Source organism: Vreelandella titanicae (assembly GCF_014697095.1).
In the GTDB taxonomy this organism is placed as follows: Bacteria; Pseudomonadota; Gammaproteobacteria; order Pseudomonadales; family Halomonadaceae; genus Vreelandella; species Vreelandella titanicae.
Window position 1 is genome coordinate 4415396 of record NZ_CP059082.1, and the last position, 21886, is coordinate 4437281.

General features: G+C 52.0%; 13 protein-coding genes. All 13 read right to left on the reverse strand.

From position 1 onward, the window contains the following. Nucleotides 1-17: 17 nt before the first annotated feature. Complete coding sequence (locus HZS52_RS20405) at nucleotides 18-1079, reverse strand: glycosyltransferase family protein (RefSeq protein WP_190373516.1); 1062 nt, start codon at nucleotides 1077-1079, stop codon at nucleotides 18-20. Nucleotides 1080-1384: 305 nt separating this feature from the next. Beyond that, on the reverse strand, nucleotides 1385-2416 hold the full coding sequence (locus HZS52_RS20410; RefSeq protein ID WP_190373517.1) for a phosphotransferase: 1032 nt from the start codon (nucleotides 2414-2416) through the stop codon (nucleotides 1385-1387). Between the two features lie 258 nt (nucleotides 2417-2674). Continuing rightward, nucleotides 2675-4948, reverse strand: a complete 2274-nt coding sequence (locus HZS52_RS20415; RefSeq protein ID WP_190373518.1) for a glycosyltransferase family 2 protein — start codon at nucleotides 4946-4948, stop codon at nucleotides 2675-2677. Between the two features lie 227 nt (nucleotides 4949-5175). Further along, nucleotides 5176-6426 (reverse strand): alginate O-acetyltransferase AlgX-related protein, encoded by a 1251-nt coding sequence (locus HZS52_RS20420; protein ID WP_161609193.1) that lies wholly within the window; start codon nucleotides 6424-6426, stop codon nucleotides 5176-5178. 349 nt (nucleotides 6427-6775) lie between these two features. After that, entirely contained in the window at nucleotides 6776-9859 is a 3084-nt protein-coding gene (locus tag HZS52_RS20425) for a glycosyltransferase (protein ID WP_190373520.1), read from the reverse strand. Between the two features lie 48 nt (nucleotides 9860-9907). Next, the gene (locus HZS52_RS20430; protein WP_190373521.1) at nucleotides 9908-11947 is read right to left on the reverse strand and encodes a coiled-coil domain-containing protein; all 2040 of its coding nucleotides are present in this window, start codon (nucleotides 11945-11947) and stop codon (nucleotides 9908-9910) included. A gap of 43 nt (nucleotides 11948-11990) precedes the next feature. Continuing rightward, nucleotides 11991-13604, reverse strand: a complete 1614-nt coding sequence (locus HZS52_RS20435) for a glycosyltransferase family 2 protein (RefSeq protein ID WP_223827978.1) — start codon at nucleotides 13602-13604, stop codon at nucleotides 11991-11993. Between the two features lie 95 nt (nucleotides 13605-13699). Further along, nucleotides 13700-15037 carry a phosphoglucosamine mutase gene (gene glmM / locus HZS52_RS20440; RefSeq protein ID WP_223827979.1) on the reverse strand — a complete coding sequence of 446 codons (1338 nt, stop codon included), beginning with the start codon at nucleotides 15035-15037 and terminating at the stop codon, nucleotides 13700-13702. An 821-nt stretch (nucleotides 15038-15858) separates the two neighbouring features. Then, nucleotides 15859-16632 carry a 3'(2'),5'-bisphosphate nucleotidase CysQ gene (cysQ, locus tag HZS52_RS20445; RefSeq protein WP_190373523.1) on the reverse strand — a complete coding sequence of 258 codons (774 nt, stop codon included), beginning with the start codon at nucleotides 16630-16632 and terminating at the stop codon, nucleotides 15859-15861. Nucleotides 16633-16783: 151 nt separating this feature from the next. After that, nucleotides 16784-18688, reverse strand: coding sequence for a sulfate adenylyltransferase subunit CysN (gene cysN / locus HZS52_RS20450; RefSeq protein WP_190373524.1), 1905 nt, complete (start codon nucleotides 18686-18688; stop codon nucleotides 16784-16786). 92 nt (nucleotides 18689-18780) lie between these two features. Continuing rightward, nucleotides 18781-19737, reverse strand: a complete 957-nt coding sequence (locus HZS52_RS20455) for a sulfotransferase family 2 domain-containing protein (protein WP_190373525.1) — start codon at nucleotides 19735-19737, stop codon at nucleotides 18781-18783. 344 nt (nucleotides 19738-20081) lie between these two features. After that, on the reverse strand, nucleotides 20082-21509 hold the full coding sequence (locus HZS52_RS20460; protein ID WP_190373526.1) for an ImmA/IrrE family metallo-endopeptidase: 1428 nt from the start codon (nucleotides 21507-21509) through the stop codon (nucleotides 20082-20084). Then, entirely contained in the window at nucleotides 21488-21880 is a 393-nt protein-coding gene (locus tag HZS52_RS20465) for a hypothetical protein (protein ID WP_190373527.1), read from the reverse strand. Before HZS52_RS20465 ends, HZS52_RS20460 begins: the two co-directional genes overlap by 22 nt. Nucleotides 21881-21886: the final 6 nt, after the last annotated feature.

Genomic DNA, 21886 nt, shown 5'->3' on the forward strand with positions numbered 1-21886 from the left:
CCCTCTCCCTGTTTATCTTATTGCGGCACGGCACCACTACGTTTTAGCCAAAACTGCACAGCTGCTTCTACGTTACCGATACGTTTTGCATCAACAGCGGCTTGCTTAGCCATGTTGGCAGCCGCTATGGGGTTTTCTAACAAGTGTTCTAACGCACTTCGCCATTCAACGTGCGCATCATTGACTAGCAAACCATTTTTTCCGTGCTGGACAATCTCAGTGTACGGGTAACGATTTGAATATATTCCTACCCCGCCCATGGCGGTAATATCAAAAAATTTGATGAAAGATTTGCCATGGTTAAACGGGGTATTTAACAACGGGGCTAGGCCTATATGGCAGCGGTGCTCTCGTTGATAAACCTTAAACGCCTCCCAGGCTAAGGGGCAAGGCGCGTTTAAGCGTGGCAGCGTGATTAAACTTTCTGGAGTGTGTGGCCCCAGCATAATTTCCACCTGGGTATCCATACGCTGGGACTGCATGCCTTCTATGGCCGGGGCGATGTGCATAAGGTCAGCTAAATGCGCCCGCGTGCCGTAAAAGCCGATTTTCCAGTTAGCGCTGGAAGATGGCGGTTGCGAGAAATGCTGAAGTGAAGGCAGAGGAGTAATCAGAGGTGGCGTGAGCACTTGAACATTATCGTGCTCGCTAAAAAAACAGCGCGCCAATTGCTCGCTAGAGGCCACCACTTCATCAGCCAGTGACACTAAGCGAGGTTGATGTTTAGCAATCCCACCCATTCGCTTACGGTAGGCAGCCGGTAAGGTTGGGTCATTGGACGCCGCAAAAATATCATCATCGATTAAATAGGCAATATAGCCAAAAGCATCGCGGTGACGTTCTAGCCAGCGCAGCCAACCTAACGGTAGCGAGCGACAAAGCAGCAGATTAGCCCCCGCGAAACGCCGCAGCAGAGAACGACCATGTACCCAGCTAGCCCCGAAAGATCGAGAAGCGGTAAAACGCTCGACCACCATGCCCCGGCAGCGCAGACCGGGGGCAGCAGATGCCAAGAAATAAATGTCCTCGGTCGGCCGCGCCCCATCGCTTAGAACAACCCAGGTGGTGTGGCGACTCACGGTACATCCTTGATTAAGATAATTCTTCTCCTTTCCACTAGCCCTATTCAGCACCCGCGGGTAGCGGCGGAACGACGCCCAGTGGCACGGAACCAACCCTGCCTGCACAAGCAAACCCCGGCACCGCTTCGCGGTGCATCCGCGGGTGCGCTTCGCTTACCACGCGCTACTAAATCTCGCATGCACATGAAGGTGGGGATTCCAAGGACATGTGCACATTATGTACATGGCCGTGGCACGTAATCACCCCACCGGAATCGAGTGAGTGCACCCGCGGAACGCCCCCCGGAGCTTCCAACTCAGCGTTATTGACTAACACCAGGATACATTTTGAACTGTTTATATAACTTGTAAATACGAGCCCGCAGCTGGGCAGCCTCTTCAGACCGCATGAAATGGGCGACGTCCAAACACTGAAACAGATAGGTGAACACCAAGGCGCCCAACTGCTGATCAACGCTTTTTTCAGTCAAGGCTTCTACGTCAGTCCAGGGTAGCCCACGCAACAGAAGCGCCGCATCGAAGCCTAGCGGCAAATACGCCCATCGATCCCAGTCAATAAGCGCTACCTGCTGCTGCTGAGTATCAATGAGTACGTTATTACGGTGTAGGTCACCATGCGACAACACGCGTGGCAAGCGCGCAGTAACACGGATTAAAAAGATAAAAAATGTCAGTTCAATCCCACTGACGCCTTCCCGCAATGCCTGCGCGATGACCGATGGAAGCAGTCTATGCAGCAAACTTTTAAAACGACTGTAGCGGCGTTTTAAAGCGCTGCGTCCTGCTTCGCCAGCTTGTTGAAGAGTGACAAGTTGCGCCATTACCATGGGCACCCACGCTTCCCACCCGCTTCCCACTTCTTCCAGAGTTATGCCTGGCTGAAAAGCAAACAGCTGTAGCATGTGCCTTTGTTGAGAAAACGCAGCCAATAAAGGCGGCGCGGCTATACGACTAGGCGTGATCACCTTGTCATAAAGCTGCATCACGTTTGCATGCGCCTTGGGCTCTACATCAAAACGTGCCATGACAGGAGCCTGGTTAGCAACGTTAAGTACAGCGCCAGCCATTCGTCGTTCAGCAGACTGCCCAAACAGGGGTTTAAATCTATCAACCAACAGTTGATCGGGAAGCGAAGCCACTGCTTTATACTCCGCATGCTGATGGGAGATGGCAATAGGTAACCAATCGCTTTGTTTCGGATGCTTAAAGAGCCAAGGGCTATGTCTCAGAGGCGCCCCTTTCGGGGTCACCACGCGAACGACATCGCCGTGCTTCAGCGCCAGCTCCCCATGAAAACCCACGTTGCCACTCAACGAAAGCCCTGCCTTTTTCACATCCGCTCGTGGGCGGTTACAAGACAGCCGGCAACGTGTTCGGCCATTCACCACCACAGTCACGTATGGCGATAGGCTCCAGCCACTAATCGCATCCTCACTAACCCGGTCTATAAAACCTAGTACGCCCGGTTTTTTTATTACTTTCAACATAACCTATTACTTGAATATCCAGCGAAAATTGTTGATTGATGTATCAAAGTGTCTGATAAGTACCACTACACGGGTACTTTAAGATTTATATGGATATTCAAGCGTTTATCGCAACGAGAAATCCTCATGAACCAAGGTCAGATTAGGGTTATAGGCCGGGTCACTGTCCAGTAATTCGCCCCAGGTTTTGCGCATATAGGCATATTCGCTTAGCCAACGCGCACGCTTTTCAGGGGTGTCATCGGCACCGCGGGAAATGGATTCATGATGGTAAAGCTCAGCAAACGGCGTCCACAGATTACGGTAACCCGCCTCACGAACCTTAATGCATAAATCCACATCGTTGTAAGCGACAGCCAGATCTTCCTCGTTCAAACCATTAACAGCATCGAAGACCTCTTTACGCAGTAGCAGACAGGCTGCCGTCACGGCAGAAAGGTTCTGAGCCACTTTCAAGCGCCCCATATAACCATCTTCGTCACGCTGAAAGAAGCGATGGGCATGTCCCGCTAAGCCACCTAACCCAAGAATCACACCACCATGCTGGATGGTGTCATTGGGGTAGTAGAGCTTCGCGCCTACACAACCAATATCAGGGCGTGAAACCTGCTCTACCATCTCCGTCAGCCACTGCCCATCAATCGGCTCCACATCATTATTGATTAAACCAATAACACTTCCCCGAGCATGGTCAGCACCATAGTTATTGATGGATGAATAATTAAACGGAGCGTTCCAGGACAACACCTTTACTCGGGTGTCACGGGCTGCCACTTCGTCCAAATACGCCAGGGTCTCTTTGCAGCTGCTTTGGTTATCCAGAATAAGCAGTTCAAAGTGGCTATAGTCGGTACGGTCCAAAATAGCATCAACACAAGGGCGCAATATATCGACGCCATCGCGGGTAGGCACCAGCAAGCTCACCAAGGGTTCTGGCGTAGGCATTGGCCAACGAATGCGCTGCGTGCCGGGTAATAACCCTGGCGCTACTTGTGCAACCTGCCCACAGGCCTCTAAATGCTGCTCAACAGCCCCAACATAACTGGAAGGCGCTGTGGCAGCCCCCGGTGCACCGTGATAGGCAATATGGGGTACGTGGGCAAGCTGTTGCGACGAAAAATGATCGCGCCGTGTTACGTCCAACGTTTGTACGTAATCCAGCCAATCAGGGTTATTGGCATTGTCACCACACATATCGGCTGAAAGGCGTGGAAAAAAGCGGTGCTGGTAACACACGGCCCGACCCATATACGGCATCGAAAGCAGCAAATCAGCATTCCACTCAGGCTTAAACTGCGGCGAGTGCCGAACTCCCTCCTCGTCAAGGCTATCCTCATCGGCTATCAGCATCTGCGCTTGAGGATTATCTGCAGCAATACTGGCCATATGAAACAGTGCATTCGCCGCTAAACGATCACCTGGGCGTAAAAACCATATCCAGGAGTGTTTGCAATAGGAAAGGGCCTCTATCCGCAAGGCCGCAACACTGGTGGCATGACTTTCTACAACGCGAAGAACGGGCATCTCACGCTGCCATTCTTCTAACCATGCCTGCCAGCCATGAAATGCCGGTGACGGTAACAAAAGTACGGCCTGCCGTGGCGACAAGGACTGCTCCGCCACACTGGCCAGGCTGCCTTTTAAGCTGTTTTGTAAAGCCTGTAATGCATCAGGCGTCGCCTCGCCAATAGGACACACCAGCAAAATACTACAATCAAAAGAGTGAACATGGTGGCGCATGGCCACCTCATGGTCGCTAGGCGCACGCCTTCGTTCTACCTGACGAATCCACTGCTGGTAGTGGCGACGAGTGGAAAAACTAATAAATGTACTTTCGTAGTCCTCTAGGGCAATGGTTTGCCATTTGCGGCTCTGTTTACGCGCCTGCTGCTTCAAACTGAGCTCAATTTCTTTCAAAGAAAGATCACGGTAGTGTTCATGCATGTTGGATAACCGCTGCAGCAAACGGTTATAGGCAAACATTGGCGTTAGCCATACGAAGCGAAAATGTTCCAGGGAAAACGTGCCCGTGGCGTTCATGGGCGCAAACGTCACACGTTTCACACCCCATGGCACGTATACAAGCCGCTTCGTGATCTTACCCACACGCAGAGGTAGCTCTACCGTTAACGAGCGCCGTGCAGACTCAAACGTGAGGCTAGACACCACACTGGTCACGTCTCGCTCACAGGCAATTTCGACCATGTTCCAGCCGGGCAAAGGTAACTGCCCTTCTAACGCAAAAAGCGGCTCCGCGCCCAGGGATTGCCATTCACCAGGGCGTGAAGCCGCCTTTAATTGCTGTAAAGGAACAAATTGCTGAGGGCTGCGGTGGTGAGGGTACCAAGGCTTATCGCGTGACGTGTGGTTAGCATTCATTCAAAAGCGTCTTATCCGGCGGATATGGAGCGAGCATGTTACCAGCCCTTAGGCTGCGTCACACCAGCCTGTTGTAAAACCCTGCTAGGCTCTGTCTGAAAAGTCGGCGAGCGAAGGCCAGACAAGGCAAAAATCGGCGAAAAGACGGAGTTTACATGGTGTAAATGAGTACTTTGAGCCGATTTTTAACGCCGTATGGTCGAGCGCAGCCAGTTTTCAGACAGAGCCTAGACTAGCCAGGGTGTTAAATTAAGTTTATGAATCAAGGCATCATCACGTGCGACGGAGATCTTTCGCTTAGCCACTGAAGCCCACTCATCTTCAGATAGCCTGGCGCGTTTTTCATCGATTAACTTCAAAAGTGACTGATCCACCTCAGGTACTTGCACCATAAACCGTGCATTGGTTTGCATCACCAAATAAGCCGGATTAACCGCTTTCACCAGCTCAGGGTCGAGGCTTCCCGCGCTGTGTACAAACACCACTTGTTGAAACAGACGGCATAAGTAGTTAAGCATTGAATAGCTGGAAGACGAGCCAAAGAGTAAACACACACTAGGCATCAGTGCCTGGTCATTCACTAACACCGACAAACGCCCAAAGTTGGGCAAGCCATTATCATAATAGCGGCACTTCATATAGCTAAACGAGCGCAGCACCTCTATGTTGCAATGGCGTTCCGGCGTAAATTTATTGCCCAAGTCGCCGACAATTGTACGTTGCACGTACTCATCTTCGGCAAAAAGCGCGTTAACCGCATTGGGATCAAGGTCAAGCGCCGTTGCCAGCGCTTTTGCAGCCACCATCGCACCTTGCTGGGACCAGTGGCTATCCGTGCGAATAAAGGCCTCATCACCCAACTGGGTCAAAAGCGCCTGGGGGTACACAATGCTGTGTGCTTCCGGCAACGCCATTAACTGTTGTATGGGGCCATTGCTACCTTCAGTAAACGGATGATAGCTAGGCCCCATGACACTCTCTTTAGACGGTGCCACCAACACCGCATGAGCGGCCTCGGCACTGTCAGCCAGTTGCTCAACGGCTTGAAAGTACTGTTGCCACTGCTCTACCCCTCCTTCCGTTAGACGAAGCCGCCCCCGGTACTGATCAACACTCCCATTGGTATCATTATCCAAAAACAACCACCCCTGCTTACCCTCAAGCACTTTAAGGGAAGGAGGCAGTGCATCATCTAAATGAACATCAGACGGTATATCTACCTGGGAAAGGGGAAACTGCATATCTCCTAAGCGCAGAAACAGTGAGAACTGCTCCAAACGGTGAGGAACCGTAAAACGAAAGCCACACTGCACTTGAGGGTGTGACTCATCAGCGGTTCCAAAAAGCGCTTCAATGACATCAGGACGGCGCACCGACAGAGGGTGGCAAAGCTCAAAGGTTTTGCTCCAGCGAGCAATTATTTCAGCCTTGCCTACCCACTCGGCTAACGCTTCAGGCAGCACTACCCACCCCTGCACGACCCACCCCCCTGGGAGCAACCACGGGGGGCGTTGCGCATCAGGGAAATCAAGGTGCCAGCGGAGCCCTGAGGTATAGCGGTTTAAAGTGTCCCGCCCAACAAACCGTTTAACAAAGCGAGCGAAACGTATGGCTGGCATCTCCCACGGGGTTTTAAGGGCTCTGTTTTGAAGAGCTCTGTTTTGAAGAGCTCTGCTTTGAAGGACTATGCTTTCAATCATTCTCAGTGAAACCGTCCATAGCTGACTGTAAGAACGCTTGATCAGGCCCATAACGATGGGCCAAGTGGACACTCAGACAACCCCGTTACGGGAAAGTGCAGAAGTGTCATAAGCGACGCTCTTCCAGTCAGAGATCCCACACCGCTTTACGAAAGCCAAGGGTATGTCGCGTTGGTTCATCCCACTGATTTTTCCTGAACATTAGATCGAATTGACTATTGGAACGACCAGACAGCACCCGAGTAGACTTCTGCAGTTTATGCACGACACAAGCATCGCTGACATGGTAAATCCGCAGCCCTAACAGGTGTCTTACCACATCGCAGTAAATACGATCAGAACGGTAATGGCGGCCAAACTGCGCATCCAGAGGCCCAGCGCTACGATATGTTTCGCGGGGAATATAGACACAGAAGAACGGTGCAAAGCTGATCTCCAGCACTCTTCCGTCATGCAATAACGGCGGAGTCACAATATTACCGTGATGAGCCGAAAGATTGACATCACAGGGTTGATCGGCGTCGGCATAAGGCACGTGGGTGGTTAAAGTGGGCGTACCACCAGGTAAAATTTGCTGGGGAACGACCAGGCCGCACTCTGGCAATTGAGTCGCTGCCAGTTGCATAGCTTCCAACGCGCCTGGCTCAACCTGCGCATCATTATTAAGCAGCATCAAATCGTGGTCTGTTTTAGCCGCTGCCAATCCCAGGTTAACTGCGTGAGTAAAGCCATAGTTGCAGGAATTAAAAATTGCTTTCAGGCGCCCGGCAGCCTGAGCCTCTTCAAGGAACTTCTTCACCGGAGACGAAGAGTCATTATCGACAACGATCACCTCCAGCTTATCGCCCAGCGCCAACGCTTCCAGGCTAGTGAGGCAATCACGCAGATCCTCCAACGACTCATAGCTGGGGATAACCACCGACACCCCTCGCTGCAGTGCAGTAGAGGCAGTTGATTTAGCGGCAGACCACTGATGCCCAGTTGCCTCACGTACCTGGTCTAAATAGCCCACGTACTCCGTGTTAGCCGTCAACGTGTTAGCGGCACGGCCATAATAATAGTGGGTTAATACGACTGGCACTGAACAAAGCCGTACCCGCTGGCTATAGCGGCGGATCAAATCCCAGTCCACAAACCTCGGCAGCGTCTCGTCAAAGCCCCCACACTGTTGATAGGCCTCGCGAGTGTGACAAAACGCATTGAGGTCTACATAGTTCCTATTGAACAACAATGCGCGATTCAAAGGACCAAACAGCACGCCTGAAGGCTCTGTGGCATTGCCGGTGTAGCGATATAAGCCTGAATAAAACGCCTGAGCTGTGGGTTCGCGGCTAAAAGCCCCCACCATGGCAGCCAAATAGCGTGGATCCCAAACGTTATCAGAGTCCAGGTAAGCGATATAAGCCCCCTGCGCTACCTCCAGCCCTTGGTTGCGCGCATGGGAGACACCTCGGTTTTTTTTCAGAGCAATCAGTTGAATACGTTCGTTTTTGGCGGCCTGCCGCTCACACCACTCACGGGTGCCATCGGTACTGCCGTCATCTACCAACAGCAATTCCCAGTTGGCATACACCTGGCTACTCACCGACTCGACCGCTGCCTCAATGGTATCCAAACGGTTAAAGCAAGGCATAATGACGGTAACTAGCGGCGCCTTTGCGAGTGCTTGCGCATCACGAGTCAGCCCATCCGCCACGTTCTCCATGGCGGCCAAGCATCGCTTATCAGCCTCGCGAAACGGGCGCGACAGATAAGGATCAACCAAACCATGGGCAAGATAACCCGCAAAATCGCTAAAGGAACGCTGAAACTCCCAGACAGCATCGCCACTGGCCACCACATGGCCACTCAGGGTGTCGATTAACTCAAGGTGATGGTTTTGGCCGTCTACCAACTCAACCGGCGGATATGTCTCAAAGGCATGGCGCCCTTCATGAATGCCGTTATCACGCAGGTCATTGCGAAACTGGTTAGCGATCACTTCAATCTCATGGTGACCATCAATACGGATCAACGCCGAACGCGGCGCGCTGGAACCACTGTCCGCCAGCCAGCCACAAATCGCGAGATCACCGTTGAGGTTAAGATCGCCATTCAACCCCTGTTTTCTGGCCGCTTTCACACCACTAGTACCAAGCACCTGCAATTCTTGAAGGTCACTGCTATCGATCAGCAGCTCTGATGGCATGGTGCTTTCCAGCCCGGTCTCCATCTGATAAGGCGAAAGCTCGCCATTAGACCCATGGGGTAATAGCAACACCCGCTCTGACTGGGGGCGCACGACACCGCCCACCAAACGTTCCAACGCATGGGACAACTCACCATCCTGCTCGCCGGTTTCTGGCTCAAACATTAATGGCGCCACTTCGGCGGCCAAAGCAGATAGCGCTTGGGGGCGGCACCAAAACATACTGCCAGCAAAAAAGCCCCAGTCGCTTTCCAGCGATACATTGACCCGTGGTGCAAGCTTTTCCAACCAAGGGCCATTGCCAAACCGCATTGACAGTTGGCTCATAAACAGCCGCTGAGGGCCTGCTAACTGCAAGCGGGGGTCGCTGCGTAGCTTATGCAGCAACGCCTGCACGCCGCCGCCACTCGGCAATACGCTGCTCAAAAGTGTATCCCGCCACTGTTTAGCCACCGGCGTTACACCCTGCTTGGTGTGCAGCTTCAAGCACAGCGTATACTGTTGCAGATGAGGTATTAGCGAAAAAAACGGCGCAATATCCCGCCCCCGATTAGGGCAGTGCACCACTTTTGCACCAGGGTAGCGTTTCTTCAGCGCCACAATTTCCCGCGTATTCGGCGCATGGGACGTGGTAATAAACAGATCGAAGGGCTCCTTCAGCAAGGCAAGCCTGTCACCTAGCAGTGCCACCAATTCAAGATGGTAAGCATGCAAAACGACCGCCAGCTGTGGAACAGCGGGGGAATCCCCTTCCCCCACTACTGCCCGCCGCCCTTCACTGCGGCCATGACGAAGGTAATGCAGCAACGGGCTCAGCCCCGATGTGGCAACATCGGGATAGCGTCGGGAATACTCTTCAGGATCAAAACCAGGCCCCGGGCAGCGGCCCAGTGCCCAGCCATAATTTAAAAAATGCTCCAGCGGAGAAAGCTGACTATGCTGAGCATCTAGATAACGGTTTACATACCACGACGCATTAAATAATTCTGCATCCAATAACAACTTACGATTAGCATCGCTCATTACAGTTCCTTTGTACTAGGCTTTAGTACCACGCTTTAGTGCTACGTTTTAGTACTTTGCTTTAGTACTTCGCTTCTCTTTCTCACCAAACTTAAGGTAGTGCACAAGCGGGTTGATTCCGCTTTCTACCACGTCGGGGTTGTGCTGAAGGTAGTACGCCGAGTCAAACCCCGGGCTTGGGTTACGCCCTTCGAAACCGCCCATTAGCAAGTAGTGGCGGGCAGGATTCGCCGACATTTTGCTATCACGAGCAATATCAGGGTATTGCGTTAAATACCACTTAGCGTCGAACCACTGACTCGCTTCGATTAACGCAACCTGCCGCTTGATCGCTCGCTTTGTCAGCGGTGGGGCTTTAGCAACACTTTTGGGGGCGGTTAACTCCGCTTGAGTAGACGTATCAGTACTAGGTGCTGCTGCTCGCAGAGCTTCTAGCTGATCCACTAGATTGGCTAACTCATGAGATTGACGCTCTATTTCGCGACGCTGCTGGGCCTGCGTTTCGCGGTTGGCTTTAGCGTCCACTTCAAGTTTCTGGTTAGCAGATTTTGTATCATCAAGCTCTCGTTTCAACTGCCCGCGTTGCGCTTCGTTTTTCTTGAGCTGTTCGGTTAGCTCGTCAACAGTGCTAAGCGCTTCTTTTTCGCGCTCAGTGGTCGCTTTCAATTGAGCAGAAAGCGTGGCGTATCCTTTCTTTTGCTGCGCCAGCTGTTGTTCAACATCTGAACGGCTCTTTTCAGCATCGCCAATACTCTGCTCCGCTTCTTGTAGCTTACGGGTCAATTGGCCCATTTCATTAAAGCGAGCCTGAAGCGACGATTCAGCTTTTTGCAGCTTGTTAGTTAACCCAGTGTTTTCTTCATGGGCGCTACGCAAGCTCTTTTCATTGGCTTCAAGTAGGCTGGTAAGTTTTGCCAGTTCGCTAAAGCGAGTTTCCAGCGTCCGCTTATGTTCATCCACTTCTTGCTGAGCTTTGTTGAGCGCCTGTTCGCTGGCTTTCAACGCCTGGGCATACTCACGAGACTCAGCAGCGTAGCGCTCTCTTTGCTCACGGGCCTCATTCGCTTGGCGTTCGCCCTGTTCACGCTGGCGCATCAGCTCCTTTTTCAGCTCGTCGTTAAATTCTTCCAGCGAACTCACCCGCTCGGCCAAACGGCCACGTTCCTGGGCGAACCGAGATTCTTGCTGTTCAAGGCACGCTTTCAGCTTATCGCGCTCTTCACCCACCTGCTGTAAATGCTCTTCCTGCTCATTTACCCGCTGTTCGGCAGCCGCCAGATTGCTCGCCTGTTCGTTAACTCGGGTTTCCAGGGCCTGTGAAAGCGCCTGCTGGTGGCGCACAGTCACTTTATCCTGGCAACTGCGCCCTAGGCGGGCGAAAACATCCTGCACCACCTGCGTAGAGGCCGCCGACTCCAGCGCGCCTAAAAGGTTTTTAAGCAGCGGGGACAGATTATTACCTACCGCAATAATCCCCAGCCCACCGGCATGGTGAAACACAAAGTGCGGGTAGCGAGCTTTAAGGGTTTCAAAAGCACGGAACACAAGGCAACCTGGCTCGCGGCGGGCAACCCCTGGCACTACCACGACACCCTGAGTTGAAAGCTTGGATAACCAGCGATCCAGCAGATAATCCACGCTGTTGTCATCGGCTTCTACATGTAGCAGTAACAGGTCGATTGAGCCCTCATCAAACTGGTCAATCGCCCGGATGGGAGTCGCCTCTAGCCACTGACTGATTGTAGAGAAGTGGTCAGCGGCATAGGCCCGAATAGCCTCGGCATCCTGCTTGCTTGCTGCATCTTCCTCATGCACTCCCACCATAAAGCAACGTGTGCCCAGGCGAAGCCGGGAGGCCGACTGGCAAACCGCAAAGTGCGCGACGCTCTCGACCCCCAAGCCCACAGCCTGCTGTGGCCGCAACGCCTCTACCAACCAAAACAGAAACGGTAGATGTTCCAGCCAGGGAGATGCCTCACGGTAATCAGGCTGCCAAAACATGGATCCCTGGGCTAACGTATTGATAGAAGGCTTGATAGCAAGGTCTTGTGTAGCGTTGGCCGCTACCGAATGCTGTTGCTGGCTCACAATGAATTCCTAACACGTAATAAATGGGCAATAGGATACCAGCTCAACCGGGCAAGTTGGCAGCCGGTGCTGGAAAGGGACGAACATCGGGGTTGGCCGGCAGGTACAAATCACTTGGCTGTTTGGCACTCTCATGCCATTGAGCCGCCGCATAGCGGTAATCACTGCGCACCCCGTTAAACTGGGTAACTAAGTGCGTGGGGCCTGCCTGGCTAAGCGAGGTGGGCAAGCTACGGCCAAAGGCCAGCGGAACGCCTCTCTTAACGCCACCAAAGGATTTAGCGCCAAAGGCAGTCGTAAAGCGCTGAAAGTACTCAGCATCAGCATCCACTCTGACAACGTCCCAAAACCCTAATGTTTCAAAAACCTTCCGCCGAAACATAAATGATGACGTATTGCGATAAATCCACCCATCCATCGCTTCAACACGCCAACGAGTAAAGAGCATTTCAGTAGAACAGCGAACCCAATCACTAAAGCATGCCTGCCACTCTGGCTTGCTTTCCAAGCCTGCTACCTGCACTTCAAGCTTTTGAGGATGCGACCAATCATCACTATCGTGAACGGTGATAAATGCTCCCTTCGCTGCCGCCAAACCACGGTTCCGCGCCGCGTAAGCTCCCTGATTGGTGGGCTGAGTTAGCACCCGAAAGCGAGAATCCTGCTGGCTAAATGCCCTGGCCACGGCTAACGAGTCATCTGTAGACGCATCGTCGACCACGATAACCTCTATATTGGCATAAGACTGCGCAGCCAGGCTGCGCAGTGCCGTTGCCAAGTGAGCCTCTGCATTAAATAACGGCACAATGACGCTGACCAATTCACCGCTCTCGCGCGCAGAAGAACGAGCCTCTGCTGTGTTTTCGTGCGTTAAGTTATCGAGCGTTAAGGGCTGGTTAGCATCTTTAAGCACGAGCGGATAGTGATTGGCACGGCTAAACAGCGCGTTAATGTGCTGTAAACGAAACTGCTCCGTTAGCGCGTGGGCCTGTGAAGACGCTGGAGGCGTGGCTGCCCCCCCTGCTTGAGCAGCGGCCTGCACTGCCAACAAATTAGCGAGCACCAGGGAGGTATCAGGGTAGTCGGGGAATGCGGCCATTAACTGCTGGATACGCTGCCAAGATTCCACGAGCTGACCGTCGTTGATCAGGGCTTCCACCTCTAATAAACAGGGAGCCGCCGTAGCGGGCTTAACATCGTGTAGTTGATGGCGGCGTGACAATACCTCAGCGCAGCGCTGCCACTCACCTTGCCAAGCATACCAACGCCCCAGCGCCCATGCTGCATAGCTGACTTCCCAGGGGTCTTGATGAGTAAGCAGGCCATTCAGTGTTGATAATTGCGTCGAGGTATCAGCCTGTTGCCAAAGTAGATCCTCAACCTGGTGCGCAAGTAGATCAACCGGCATGCGCCCCTCTTTTTCTCCATTACGCGTGAAATGGAGCAAGGGGCTAACGCCCGCCTTAGCGATATCCTGATGTTGATTACGGTAATACTCGGCATCAAAACGCGGGCCAGCTTTTCGACCCCAGGCCTCCCCCAGCAGCAAGTAGTGCTGCGCGGGCGACATACCGGAAACAGCCACATCGGGGTATTGCATCATATACCAGTCAGCATCAAACCAAGGGCTTTGCTCGATGTCCGCGATATCTGACAAATGCCTCTCTGTCTTATGCTCAGGGGGCAAGCTAAGCGTTGAAGATGATGTCAAAAGTCATTACCTCGTGTAACAGGAGAACCTACCGTGTTCGCCTAAGAAAACGCATCAGCAATTTGCTGGGCACTGCTTTGCGCCTGATTAGCATCTACAGCCTCGACCATCACACGAATCAATGGTTCGGTACCAGATTTGCGCAGCAGCACGCGGCCCGCTTGGCCAAGCTGCCGTTCTACCAGTGCGACGGCTTGCAGTACCGCTGGGGTATCAAGAGGATCATGCCCTGCTTGGGCGGTATAACGCACATTAATTAAGGTTTGCGGGAGTTTGTGCATACCCTGTTTGGCGTCATACAGCGTTGCCTGTTGCTCTAACAAACTAGCCAGCACGCGCAGTGAGGCGATGATCGCATCGCCAGTGGATGCATGATCCAAGCTTAGCAAGTGACCAGAGCCTTCCCCACCTAACCGCCAGCCCATGGCGTTTAACTGTTCCAGCACATAGCGGTCGCCTACTTTGGCGCGCTTAAAAGGAATATTCAATCCATTAAGCGCCTGCTCAAGCCCCAAATTACTCATTTGGGTACCCACTACACCGCCGGTGTAGCCCGCGCGCTTCGCATCTTTCGCAAGCAAGTATAAAAGCTCATCGCCGTCTACCACGGCCCCCGTATGATCCACCATCATCAGGCGGTCAGCATCGCCATCCAAAGCGATACCCATATCCGCCTGATGGGCGAGCACTGCATCACACAGGCTCTGCATAGAGGTAGCGCCGCAGTTTTCGTTTATGTTGAGGCCATTGGGCTTATCGTGAATACTAATTAGCTCGGCGCCTAACTCGCGAAAAACCGCTGGGCCCACTCGGTAACCCGCGCCATTGGCACTATCCAACACAATTTTCAGGCCATTCAAACTCAAGTGCCCTGGCAGGTTAGCCTTGCAGTATTCGGTATAACGGCCAGCGGCATCATCAATACGGCGCGCTTTACCTAGTTTCTCGGAGCTAACACAGGTCATGCCGCCGTCAATGGCTACTTGTAACCAGCGCTCTATTTCCTGCTCTTGGATATCATTAAGCTTCTGACCACCCTGCCCGAAAATCTTAATACCATTATCATCAAAAGGATTATGCGACGCGCTAATCACTACCCCCGCATCCGCACGGAAGGTAGAGGTTAAATAGGCAACGCCAGGGGTCGGCAACGGCCCCACCAGGGCAACATTAACACCCGCCGCGGAAAAGCCCGCCTCTAACGCGGATTCCAACATATACCCACTGGCACGGGTATCTTTACCAATTAACACTTCTCTAACACCTTCAGCACCCAACACCTGCCCTGCGGCCCAACCCAACTTCATAGCAAAATCAGGCGTCATGGGAAACTCCCCCACGCGACCGCGTACACCGTCAGTACCGAAATATTTACGCATTATTTAGTAACCTTAAAAGTGAATCGTGAATCGTGAATCGTGAATCGTGAATCGTGAATCGTGAATCGTGAATCGTGAATCGTGAATCGTGAATCGTGAATCGTGAATCGTGAATCGTGAATCGTGAATCGTGAATCGTGAATCGTGAATCGTGAATCGTGAATCGTGAATCGTGAATCGTGAATCGTGAATACAGGATTATAGGTCTCGTATAGCGTGGCAACGAGTTTGTGATTGAAACGAACATAATGAGGCGCCTGCGAAAGGCGTCGGAACGACGCCCAATGGCACCGAACCATCATCGCCTACACGGACCGACCCCGGCACCGCTTCGCGCTGCTTCCGCGGGTGCGCTTCGCTTACCACGCGCTACGAAAACCACCGATACCAAGTTAGCGCACATACCGTAGCGCGTGGTAACGAGAAAGCGAGCTCCGCGAGCGTTTCGAGGCACCCGCGGGAGGCGTCGGAACGACGCCCAATGGCACCGAACCATCATCGCCTACACGGGCCAACCCCGGCACCGCTTCGCGCTGCTTCCGCGGGTGCGCTTCGCTTACCACGCGCTACGAAAACCACCGATACCAAGTTAGTGCACATACCGTAGCGCGTGGTAACGAGAAAGCGAGCTCCGCGAGCGTTTCGAGGCACCCGCGGGAGGCGTCGGAACGACGCCCAATGGCACCGAACCATCATCGCCTACATGGGCCAACCCCGGCACCGTTTCGCGCTGCTTCCGCGGGAGCGCTTCGCTTACCACGCGCTACGAAAACCACCGATACCGAGAAGGTTGGCAAAACAAAGACCGGTGGCGCCTTGGCTTAATGCCCCCACACCACAAAATAGGGGTTGAGCTTTTCGCTGGGGTTGGCGTAGCTAAGCGCGGTGCCTTCCAGGGTTTCTACCCGGCCGCCGGCTTCGAGCACTACCGCATGAGCGGCGCCGGTATCCCACAAACAGGTGGGGCCCAAGCGTGGGTAGGCATCGGCGAAACCTTCGGCAATGATGCACAATTTTAACGAACTGCCCATGGGCAGCATGGTGTGCTCACCCAACTGTTCCAACCAAGCGGCCAAGTCAGGGCTGGGGTGCGAACGACTACCCACCACGCGCCACGTTACGCCCTCTTTAGGCTTGCCTGCCACGGAAATGGCCTTACGACTACCATCGGCTTCAACCTTAAACGCGCCCAGCCCCCGCGCGGCCACATAGCCCACCTCCAGCGCTGGCGCAGTCACCACGCCGAGCACCGGCTTACCGTTTTCAATCAGGGCAATATTGACGGTGAACTCACCGTTACGCTTGATGAACTCTTTGGTGCCATCCAGCGGGTCGACTAGCCAGTAGCGACCCTCAGCATCAGCACCGGAAAAACCCTCGATGTCCTCTTCAGAGAGGATTGGGAACTGAACCGGAAGCGCCTGTAAACCGCGCACAATAACGTTGTGCGCCGCCATATCGGCCTCGGTTAACGGGCTTTTATCTTCCTTCTCCTCCACGCTGAACTCGCGAGCGTAAACACTCATAATGGCGACATCAGCTTCGCGGGCAATGCGTTCAACGGCATCCAGCAGTGCTTGATCAATAAGCGCCATAATCTATCCCTCTATAAGACTGAGTCCTTAAAGACTGAGTCCTTAAAGACTTATCCCTTTAAGATTTAGTCTTTAAGACCCAGCCCTTGCATAAAAAAAGCTGCCAAGTAGCAGCTAACCTCGCCACCACCTGACAGCTAGTGCATTCAAATCAGCTGATCATTCCACGCTCACGCAATGCAGCAATAACAGCGTCAGCTGCTTCTTCCGCATCCATTTCAGATGTTTTCAAATGCACATCCGGCGTCTCAGGCGCTTCATAAGCGGAATCAATGCCTGTGAAATTTTTCAGCTCCCCGCGGCGGGCCTTTTTGTAGAGGCCTTTCGGATCGCGTGCCTCAACAACATCCAGCGGCGCATCGACAAAAATTTCGATGAACTCGCCTTCTTCCAGCATTTCCCGCGCCAACTGGCGCTCGCTGCGGAAAGGCGAAATAAATGCTGACATCACAATTAGCCCGGCATCCACCATCAGCTTGGCGGTTTCCGCTACCCGGCGCACGTTTTCCACGCGGTCAGCATCAGTAAAACCTAAATCACGATTCAAGCCATGGCGCACGTTATCGCCATCCAGCAGATAGGTATGCTGACCGTGGGCAAAGAGTATTTTCTCAACCAGGTTAGCAATGGTCGATTTACCCGCCCCGGAAAGCCCAGTGAACCACACCACGGCTGGCTTCTGGCCTTTGGCCAACGCACGCGCCTGCTTATCAATATCCACATACTGCATATGGATATTTTGGCTACGCCGCAAGGCGAAGTGCAGCATGCCCGCGCCAACCGTATTGTTAGTCATACGATCGATAAGAATAAAGCCACCGGTATCGTGGTTGTCTTTATAGGCATCAAAGGCAACCGCACGGTTAAGACTCAGGTTACATACACCAATGCTGTTTAGCGGTAGCTTTTTGGCCGCCGTATGCTCCAAAGTATTCACGTTGACCTGATACTTGATATCCGTCACGGTCGCTGAGACAGTTTGGGCGCCCAACTTCATCAAATAAGGCCGGCCCGGTAACAGCGGCGCTTCATGCATCCCTACCAGCGTAGTTTCAAACTGGTCGGCGGTGTGGGCTGGCTGATCTATGCCGGAAATCACATCACCACAAGAAATATCAATTTCATCTTCCAGCAACAGCGTGATGGACTGCCCAGCGACAGCTTCGTCCAAGTCACCATCCGGGGTATAGATACGCGAGACAATGCTGGTTTTGCCAGAAGGCTGAACACGGATTTGATCACCCGGGCGCACCACACCGCTGGCCACCATGCCGGTAACACCTCGGAAATCCAGGTTGGGCCGATTGACCCACTGCACCGGCATGCGGAAGGGAGAGCGCTGAAGATGCTCTACATCCAGCTCGACGGTTTCCAGGTAGCCTAGAAGCGTCGTACCTTGGTACCAAGGCATTTTAGCGCTGTGTTCTATGACGTTGTCGCCCTTCAGCGCCGACATAGGAATGAAGGTGATGTCCTCCAACCCCAGCTGTTTGGCGAAAGCACGGTACTCTTCGACGATCTGATCAAAACGCGCTTTGGAATAGTCGACCAAGTCCATCTTATTAATGGCCAATACCACGTGGCGCATGCCCATTATCGACATCAAAAAGCTATGGCGGCGGGTTTGCGTCGAAATACCGTGGCGGGCATCGACCATCAAAATAGCCGTGTCGGCAATGGAAGCCCCGGTGATCATGTTGCGGGTGAACTGCTCGTGCCCTGGGGTATCTGCCACGATGAACTTACGTTTCTCGGTAGAGAAGAAACGATATACCACATCAATAGTAATACCTTGCTCGCGTTCAGCGGCCAAGCCATCCACCTGCGGCGCAAGATCCATCTCACCAACTTGAGAATCATACTTTTTTGAACCTGCTTCAGTGGCCGCAAGCAGGTCTTCAAACAGCAACTTGGACTCAAACAACAAGCAGCTAATCAGGGTGCTTTTACCGTCACCTATGCTTCCGCAGGTCAGAAAGGGCAACAAGTCCTTATGCTCATGGGCTTTCAAGTAACCTTCGACATCGTCATCAATCAGGTCAGATGAGTGAGACATTAAAAATACCTCTCTTGCTTCAACTCCATGGATGCCGCGCTACCGTTACCAATCACTCGGCCCTGGCTTTCTGACGTTTGACCCTGAAGATATTACTTAACCGTTTCCTCGATACGGTGCGGGCTTGGCGGAAACCTCTGCCCCGTTGCAGCAACACGGCATTGCACCGTATCAAGTGGGGACAGTTTCACTGGCAGGTTGAAGCCCACATATCCGCCACGTGGCGGCAGCAAGCGACACAACTCCTGGCGAAACTCCACCGCACGCACGGTGCTGGCAAGCTCACCATTAACCAACAGTTCGACCTCTAATGGCGCATCGCGTTCATCCGCCCACCAGGCCCAACCGCTGACACTCTCCGTGGTGGCCTCTACCAGACAAGCATGCGCCCAAGGCTGGTTCGACTTGAACATCTCATAACGTGAATCAAACAATCCGGAGGCATACTGGTAAAGCTCAATGTCTCGTCTATTCAATTTCCTGAGTTCAACGAGATCCTCTTCATCAAACTCATACTCATCCTCCAGACGAGGTTTACCCTGATTGTCTTCGCGCTCGGGAATGCGCGTTGCAAAGCGGTCATTCAACATTTCCAGACTTTCAGAATAACGTTCTGTTAAGCCGATAAACCCGATAGCCTCAAGATTCACCCCGTAAAGCGCCCTGCGTTGACGGTTACGCATTCCTGGGTCTAAATAGAACTCCTTAAAACTTCCTTGGTAATCCATATGCCTGACAAAATGGGCATATTCAGAGGCAATACGTTGCAGCGGTTCACGTAGAAAGGTAACGGTATTTCCCGCGCCCCACAGGGAAACAAAGCGCGCGATAGTCACATGCCCCACGATCATGGCGGGATTATCAAGTGCCTGTTTGAACTGCCAGAAATCAGGTTGATCGCCATGCAGAGACTCCTTAACAAAAGGAGACGTCGCATTGGAGTTCACCCCATAATCATAAACAATGCGCTCTGGCGTAAAATACTTTTCAGCACCCTGCCGAAAGCTTGTCCCGGCAGTTTTAGGTATGTGCACAAAAAAAAGTGACATCTATTACATCTCCTTAATACAACGCCCACTTTACACAATCACTTCCGCGTGAAGTTGGCGAGAGTCCATTCCCGAATGAGTATTCCTGGGGTATTCACTGTTACTGGGTAAAATTCGCAAACAAAGGCTAGTGGTGCCACTAATCGTAGCGCGTGGTAACGAAGAACGCGAGTTCAGCGAGCGTTCGTAGGCACCCGCGGATGGCGGCGGAACGACGCCTAATGGCACTACTCCAACGTTACACTCCAGGCAATATTACGCGACTTATCTAAACCCGCGCCTTTCACGAGTTCTTCTCTAAAGTTGAGTACTGCCACACATATCGAAAGCGATTAAATATTGGATTATTGCTTATTTTTGGACTGCAAGAAGCTCTGCTCATGTTCACTTAAAGAATCATAACCAGGAGAATTTATAATTTGCCAACATACTAAAGACTCGCTTACCTCATATTCCTGCGACAGAGTAGTGATCGCTTTTTCTAACGATGTTGAATTACGCACCTGATTTGAAGCTATTTCTCTTGGCAACATTAGTTCTGCAGCGAAAGCTCTTGCACGTTTTTCAAGCCGCTCAGGTGTATTTCCATTTAATACTTCTACGACTGGCAAAGCGCCATTACGATCTAAAAGCAAATGACATATTTCATGCGCTAACGTAGAGTTTTCCCTATGAGCATGAGAAGGAACACTTTCACTAGATTGATTAATTAAGATCGCTGGCCCATGCCTAGGCCCCCAACATGCTAATGCATCAAACTGTGCCCCAGGCAAACTTATCTCCTGTACAAGAACATCCCATTTCTCTAAAATTTCTTTGGGCTTAACAGCAGAGCTCTCATCTTTCTTAAGCTTTTTACGCAACCAATTCGCAGCCCAATAACCTTGATCGTGAGGTTTACCAATTTCTTTAAACTCTTCAACTATGGAATCAGTTAACTTATCTAAATAACGAGTCGATCTTTTATCAACTTTTCTAATTTTCTCCAATAACTCTTTCTTATCCTGCAAAGATATTGAGCCACCAGTCATACGTGCAGCAGCCATTAATTCCGTATCTACAAGCGGCTGACTAGTATCATATTCCCAAAAATCATTGTCATTAGCCACTGAAAACGCATCCAAACTTTCGGCAGACATCCCTGTTAATTTAGTTAACGCGTATTTTTGAAGATTCACACCACGACTATCCCAATTGCTAACCGCTAGCAAACCTCTAGAACCCTCTTCAACAGCACCCGCAAAAGATCGAACTCTTTCCGCCAATGCATTACCTATTTCTTCTAAATCTTCCACAGCTTGATTCAATGTTAAGCATTTTATATCAAAGCTCTCAGCACTAACTATTTCGACCAAGTTGCCATGCCGCATAAAATAGGCACTAGGAAAGTAGATGCCTTTAAATGCACTTGCAAAGTCATGACGAGACAAAAAGCGCAATGCTTCTTCTTCCTCCTCTTCTACCCGCCACTCCGACATATTGTCCCAACGTTTTTCTAGATCGCTAAAAACATAACCTATATGTAAAGAAGAAACATGGAAAGGAAAGCCTTGCTCAAGAAGGAGTGAAGCCCAGTTGCGCGCAAGCCATTCAAGCAAATCAACCCAAGTCCATTCCACTGGCTTATTATCATCAGAGGAAATAATGGGAACCCCATCGACAGACAAAACACCTTTCCCCCAAAGCAGACCATGGTCTCTGCGCTTTGAAGAACTGATGTCTAGGCTGAGAAACAAGCCCTTTTTGCTACCTAACTGTAATCTTTTAGCCATTTCAGATACTCGTCTCCATAACCCTCGGCGTCAGCCTTGATCTTAAGGCGGTTTTTCATCTTCCGCGAAAGGGGTAACCTGCCTTTTAGATCACCGCGCCATGGATAACCGTGCCATGACACTCCTGGCTGGGTTGGCACTGATTCATACACCACTCCCTTGTACACCGAATAAATTTTCACGGGCATGTCATCGTCATCATTTTCGAAGTATGGCTCACCATTATTTAATATGTCAGTAGCGATCTCTTCTGTGATGCTTTTGGGGCATTTACCAACGGCCCCCTTCTGGCCGGGAACAAAACCTGCGTAATCATATTGCCAACGATGCTTATGACGCCCTTCACCGCGCTCATACTTCCATTGACCCATTATTGC